This window comes from Polaromonas sp. P1_G4, from assembly GCF_056405475.1.
Map to the genome: position 1 here is coordinate 1 of NZ_JBFUCA010000229.1, position 6,494 is coordinate 6,494.

Annotated in this window: 7 protein-coding genes; 4 read left to right on the plus strand and 3 right to left on the minus strand. The window is 59.3% G+C overall.

The features are described 5' to 3' along the window. Window positions 1-96 precede the first annotated feature (96 nt). The 3 genes from AC1D1X_RS12745 to AC1D1X_RS12755 form a co-directional block, all read right to left on the minus strand. Window positions 97-921 (minus strand): sugar phosphate isomerase/epimerase family protein, encoded by an 825-nt coding sequence (locus AC1D1X_RS12745; RefSeq protein ID WP_477669988.1) that lies wholly within the window; start codon window positions 919-921, stop codon window positions 97-99. A gap of 16 nt (window positions 922-937) precedes the next feature. Further along, window positions 938-1,189, minus strand: coding sequence for a hypothetical protein (locus AC1D1X_RS12750; RefSeq protein WP_477669987.1), 252 nt, complete (start codon window positions 1,187-1,189; stop codon window positions 938-940). 151 nt (window positions 1,190-1,340) lie between these two features. Next, window positions 1,341-1,592, minus strand: coding sequence for a hypothetical protein (locus AC1D1X_RS12755; RefSeq protein WP_477669986.1), 252 nt, complete (start codon window positions 1,590-1,592; stop codon window positions 1,341-1,343). Window positions 1,593-1,730: 138 nt separating this feature from the next. Here AC1D1X_RS12755 and tssC point away from each other — a divergent pair, with 138 nt between their 5' ends. The 4 genes from tssC to tssF form a co-directional block, all read left to right on the plus strand. After that, a complete protein-coding gene (gene tssC, locus AC1D1X_RS12760) occupies window positions 1,731-4,406 on the plus strand; it encodes a type VI secretion system contractile sheath large subunit (RefSeq protein WP_477669985.1) in 2,676 nt (891 codons plus the stop codon). A gap of 43 nt (window positions 4,407-4,449) precedes the next feature. Continuing rightward, entirely contained in the window at window positions 4,450-5,022 is a 573-nt protein-coding gene (locus tag AC1D1X_RS12765) for an Hcp family type VI secretion system effector (protein ID WP_477698394.1), read from the plus strand. A 90-nt stretch (window positions 5,023-5,112) separates the two neighbouring features. After that, a complete protein-coding gene (locus AC1D1X_RS12770) occupies window positions 5,113-5,496 on the plus strand; it encodes a GPW/gp25 family protein (RefSeq protein WP_477669984.1) in 384 nt (127 codons plus the stop codon). A 13-nt stretch (window positions 5,497-5,509) separates the two neighbouring features. Further along, window positions 5,510-6,494, plus strand: a 985-nt coding sequence (tssF, locus tag AC1D1X_RS12775) for a type VI secretion system baseplate subunit TssF (protein WP_477698395.1), incomplete at its 3' end; no start/stop codon positions are given.

Consider the following 6,494-nt stretch of genomic DNA (forward strand, 5'->3'; position numbering starts at 1 on the left):
ACTTTATTCATGGCAATCAGCGCCGGGTTGCGATGAATAAAGTCCGCCGATCGAAGCTGCGCATCCCCTTGGAAACCTTGCGATATCTGGGCATGTTTACGACTCCAGTGCTTCGAGTTGCGCTAGCACGCGCCGTGTGGCGGCAAGGGCGCGGCGTGCGCGATCGGTGGCGCTGACGGTGAGTGCCAGCGTGTGCGTTGGCACTTCGAGGCTGAGCGGGATGTTGCGCGGCGCAGCACGCAGAAGACCGAGGAGGTCCACTTCGCCATCGCCAGGAAACAGGCGCTCGGAGCGGGCCTCGGCGAGGATCGCGTCCATCGTCGGCGGGATGGCTGCGGGCACATCGCAAAACTGCATGAAGCGCATGCGCGACGGCGGGATTTCGGCAATGTCCTTGATGCGGCTGCGCGAGCGGCTCAGATGGAAAGGGTCGATCAGCACACCCGCGTTGTTGCGGCCGGTGCGCTCAACGATGCGCGCGGCCTGGGTCAAATCCTTCGCATCGGTCCAGGGCATGAATTCCAGGGCGGCTGCCAGCCCGTAGCTGTCGGCGAGGTCGCAGAATGCGGCGAAGGTATCGGTGAGCCGGGCTTCGTCTGGATCGTTTCCGGCCACAAGCAAATCGCTCGCACCGAGCCGGGCGGCGGTGGCAATCGCGGCTTCGTAGTCGCCGACCAGGGTATCGGGCTTGATGCGAAAGATTTCGACATCAAGCACCTTGATGCCGGTGTCCGCCAGGCGATGCTCGACTTCGCGCAGCATCTGCGTGTCTCCCACGATGTCGTACTGCGGCTCGGTCGGCGTTGCCGGCAGCAAGCGGATGCCGACATGGCTGAAGCCGGCATCAAAGGCGCAGGTCACCATTTCAGGCGGCGTCAATTCCAGCACGGTCAGGGCGGCGAGTGAAATGGGTCGGGTCATATTCCTGGCTCCGGGCTCACGTCGATGAGGGCAACTGAGACTCCTTCTTCATCATCCAGAGTTCCTGAGTGTCCAGCGCGACACGTTCTACCACTCCGTCGCTCTCGAGTCTTTCCAGCGCCTCCAGTGTTGTAGCTTCCGGAGGGACGGGCTCTTCCCATTCGATCCAGAAAGAGTGAATTCCCCTGGCCGTATCGACTGAGTGCGGGGCACTCTCGAGCTTTCTGCGGATACAGAGGACGGCGAAATCGACCAGTTGTTTGTTCATCAAGCAAGCTTGTTTTGTGGAGATGCCGCTGCGTGTCATTAAGCGTGCGCGTGCCAGGCACTACTGCATGCCGTGATGTCTTCGAAGCGCCTGTTCTGCAGTTTCTTCGCAACGGATGACTTCATTATTGTCCCGGTCAGCTCAAAACCAGTCATTTTCTTTGGAAACTAACTATTCGCAATAGTGGCATTCCATTCTTCGGAAAGTTTCCGCGGTTTTCAAAGTGGCGGGACATATCTGCACCAAAGCATGGATATTTTTGTCCTGCCGGTTTCACCGGCACAGACAGATGTCGAGGGCCTTCGACCGGCACGCTTTGCCGGTATGCGATGCCTTCGCTCAACTGAAAAAAGAGCAGTGCAAATAAGTCCTCCTCACCTTCAGAGGTGAAAAAAATACTCATACGAATCAATGCGTTAGGAGATTTTTAAGGTTGGCATGCCGCTTGCGAAAACAGTGCGGGAGAAATTCCGCCCGCGGCCCTCGTGGCTTGGCGAGCGTTTCTGCAAGTGCGTGCGGTATTGACTATGAGAGGCTAAAAATGGCTGAAAGTGTTCAAAAATGGCTGGAGCGTAATCGTCCACCCCGGGTGAAGATCACCTACGAGGTGGAGACTGGCGGCGCCATCGAAAAGCAGGAGCTCCCCTTCATTGTTGGAGTGTTTGCTGACCTGGCCGGCGATCGCGATCCCGACGTGGAATTTCCGCCGTACAAGCAACGGCAGATGGTGCCTATTGACCGGGACCTCTTCAACGACGTCATGAAGACGCAGTTGCCGCGTGTGGCTCTGGGCCACGTTCCGCGAATCCCGTCACCACCCGGTGCAATGCAGATCGGAGCCGTCGAATCGGCCAATCTGTCCGGCGACATTACTTTCAGTTCGCTGGATGCGTTCGACCCGATCGCCATCGTGCGCGCCATTCCTGACCTCAACAAGCTCTATCGGGTACGAAGCAACATCCGCATGCTGCAGTCGCGGGCGGAGTCGAGCGACCGGCTCAATGACCAGCTGAATCTGTTGATCGCCAAAACGCCGGACGGCCAGGCCAGGCGCGCACAACTTCAGGTGCTGGCCGGGCCTGACTACCGCAACAGCGTCGTCAAAGCAGACATGGACAAGGCGCCTGGCGAACTCAAAAAGGCCACATCTTCTTTGTACGACCTGGCCATGGTGATGGGCAAGGCCGATCAGGCGCCCAAGCTCAAGGCTGCCACCGACTGGGGATATGAGACCGTCAACGGCGTGGGCGCGGACGGCAAGCCGGTGGTTGACGCCGATGCAACCCTGGCGCCGCTGCGCAGGCTGCTGGGGGTGTTTTCGACCCCGGACACGCCGGAGAACCTGCAGACAGTGTCAGCCCAGCTGCAGCAACTTACGCAGTGGGATGCCGGCCTGTCTTCCAAAATCCAGCTGGAACGCAATGCGATTGCCAGCAATCTCGGCGCCGACCCCACTGCGACCGCGACGCAGACCAAGCTCGCTGCGGACGCCACAGCGCTATTGGCAGCGCTCGCACCCAAAGACGGCCAGATCGATGCCGACGCAAAAAGGGCTGCTCTGGCTGTGCTCGGCATGCAGCAGACCGACGACAGCGATTCGATCGCGATGCCGACCGACGCCGCACAAGTGCGCACAGTGGCCGAGCAGAAGCATGACGCGGTCAATCGCAGGGTGGCCAACAATATGCTGCTGGTTCTCAGCGGCGCTACCGACACGCCTGACCCGAAGGCAAAGCCGGTGCCTCCGACAAAAAAACAAGCCAGGCAGAACATTGATGCGGTCTTCGCTCTCATGGATGCGGCCGGCCTGAAAACCGACGAGGACAGGCAGAAATTCCTTGGCCCGATCGGTTTCTTTGCGACGGATGTGCTGGCGCGGCTCGATGCTCCAGGTTCCACCTATGCGCCGGTGGCCGCGATAACTGCGATTGACTCGCACATCTCCGACATCGACGGCTGGTTGAGCAGGCAATTGAGCGTGATCATGCATGCGCCGAAGTTCCAGGAGGTCGAAGCGACCTGGCGCGGCCTGCACTATTTCGTGTCAAACACCGAAACCGGCAAGATGCTCAAGCTCAGTGTCTTCAACGCCACCAGGGACGAGCTGCTGGACGACATGGAGAAGGCGGTCGACAAAGACCAAAGCAAACTCTTCAAGATGATCTATGAAGACCAGTACGGCACTTTCGGTGGCCTGCCCTACAGTCTTCTGATTGGCGGCTACGAGGTGGGGCGCAGCGCCAAGGATATCGAATTCCTGCGCAAGATCGCGGAAGTCGCGGCCTCCGCCCATGCGCCATACATCACCGCAGCCTCAGCGTCGCTATTCGGACTCGACAGCTTTCGCGACCTCGCCAAGCCCCGTGACCTGGAAAAAATCTTTGAAAGCATTGAGCTGGCCGGCTGGCAGGAATTTCGCGAAAGCGAGGATTCCCGCTATGTGACGCTGGTGATGCCGCATGTGCTGCTGCGCCTGCCTTACGGCAAGAACAGCTGGCCGGTTGACGGCATGGACTTCGAGGAGACTGTCGGGCCTTCCAGCAGTTCACCCGATAGCGGCAGTTTCTTGTGGGGCAATGCGGCCTACATGCTGGCGCAGCGCGTGACCAACGCGTTCTCCAGGTACAACTGGACGGCAGCGATACGCGGAGTTGAAGGTGGTGGACTGGTTGAGGACCTGCCGACCTACAGCTACCGCACCGATTCCGGGGCCGAGGAGCTGTTTTGTCCAACTGAAGTGTCCATCACCGACCGGCGCGAAAAGGAGCTCAACGATCTGGGCTTCATCTCGTTATGCCATTGCAAGGGCAAGGGGCAGGCTGCATTCTTTGGCGGGCAGACCAGCAACCAGCCGAAGAAGTATTTTTCCGACAGCGCCAATGCCAACGCACAGATTTCCGCGCTGCTGCCCTACATGCTCGCGGCCTCGCGCTTCGCGCATTACATCAAGGTCATCATGCGCGCCAAGATAGGCAGCTTCCTGACGCGGGGCAATGTAGAGGCCTACCTCAACACCTGGATATCGAACTATGTGTTGCTCGATGAGAACGCCTCTCAGGACGCAAAGGCGAGTTTTCCCCTGAGCCAGGCGAACGTGATCGTGAAGGATGTGCCAGGCGCCGTGGGTTCCTACAACGCGGTCGTCTTCCTCAGGCCGCACTTCCAGCTTGAGGAGTTGACAACCTCGATCCGCCTTGTGGCGAATCTTCCGAAGTGACGCGTTCTCTTCCCACCCAATATAGACCAACGAAAGACAAGCCATGGATCTGATACTGCTACAACCCGGCGACACTTCCGTGTTCCCCACAACAAGCAATGACTGGGCCACGGGCGGCAGCCTGATTTCGACCGGCGCCGACTGGACCGCCAACGAGGAACTTAAGCTCGGCCAATGCATCGAACTGGTGTCAGTGCACCAGGGTATGAAGCAGCAGGTGACGACGGACGTCAGCAATTCGGCGCGCACCTCTGGCAGGCCGGTGATCACGGAGTTCACCTGCGTCAAATATGTCGACAAGACTTCGGTCAAGCTCTACGACTTCTGTTTGCGCGCGAAGTCGCTGGGCGACAAGGYCAAGCCCTCGTACATCTACATCCTGCGAAACTCGGGCGACAAGGTCGGCAACATCATTACCTTCATGCTGCGCGACGCGCTTATCAGCGAAATTCAATTCCAGTCACATCCTGACGACATGCCGACCGAGCAGTTCAAGCTTAACTTCACCGAGATCGTCTGGACCTACGCCGTGCAGACACCGGACATGCAGGTCAAGGGGAACGTCACTGCCGGCTGGAGCCTGGCGCAGAACAGGCCTTTGACGGCGTTCACTTGAGCCTCGTTGCGGCCCTGCGGGCGCCGTGGATTTTCGTTGTTTTTGAGATGGCGTACCGTTATTGCGGCGCGCCAGCCCAAGGGGATAAACATGCAGTTCTTGCTTGAGCGCCTGGAGTTTGCAGGTGCGGCGCCGGCGCAAAGCGGCCAGAGCTTCAATCTGCGCGATGCCGTGCGGCTGCAGATTCAGCGTCTGGTTAGCTCGCACGTCTGGGCCGGTTCGACCGGTCTGGAACTCATGCGCGTCGGCCTGCCTTCCCTGACCGGCGCCGGTTATGCCCAGAAAGATGACGTACAGCGTTATTCGCTGGGCATCCGCGACATGATCGTGCGCCACGAACCTCGGCTGACGGGCGTACGTGTGACTGTTGAGGAAACGCGTAGTTCCGTCATGCCTTTCCAGGTAGTCGTCACCGGCAAGCTCGCCGACCAGCCGCTGACGGAGACCTTCAGCTTCGGGTTGCCGCGCCGCTAGGCGCTTCCAGACCATGCAAGTCTACGGAACTCAACTCAAGGACTACTACCAGCGCGAACTGGCAGGGCTGCGCAACGACGCCGCTGCATTTGCGCAGGCCTATCCGACAGAGGCGCAGGCACTCAAACTCGATCGCACCGGTTCGCACGATCCTCACGTGGAAATGCTGCTGCAGTCCTTTGCTTTCCTGACCGGTCGGGTGCAATATGAGTCCGAAGTCAGCAAGGCGCTGATCCCGAACGTACTCCTCGGTTACCTTTACCCGCACCTGGCGGCGCCTGTGCCGTCCATGTTGATTGCCCAGGTCCGCGTCAAGCCGGACGACGCGGCCGGCGCGGTTCTGGAGCGCGGGCGGCAGGCCAGTGTGACGGCTGAGGACGGCCGGGGCCGGAAAAGCGTCTGCCGCTTTACGACAACCTGCGACTTGCCTTTGTTGCCGCTGGGCATTGTCGAGATTGAAATGTTGCAGGCGGGAGATTTCCCGGTCGGGTTGAGCGACGAACGTTGCCTGTCGGTGCTGCGTGTTCGGGTGCGCAGCCTGGGTATCGACCCGGTGAAGGCGCTCAAGAAAACCCGGTTGCGCTTTTACATCGACACCAGCCAAAAAGACGCCTGGTATTTGCAGGAGATGCTGGGCCTGCATCTGCACGCCGTTGACATCGCACAGATTGGTGGTGAGCCACTGCCAGGCGCAAACCAGAGCGCCGTCCACTGGCTCGGGTTTGAGGACGAAGAGGCCGCTCTCCCGGTCCGAAACAACATGCATCCCGGACACCGGCTTCTTCAGGAATATTTTTCCTTTCCGGAAAAATTCATGTTTTTCGAAACCGGCGAGTTTGACCTAGCTCCGTTTGAGAATGGTTTTGACTTGTTGTTCCAGTTTGACGTGGCTTCCCATAAGGATCGCCAGCTCTCGTCACGTTCGCTCAAGCTCAACTGCGTGCCCATGGTGAACCTCTATCGTCAGCGCATGGAGCCTCTGGCGCTTGACCACACGC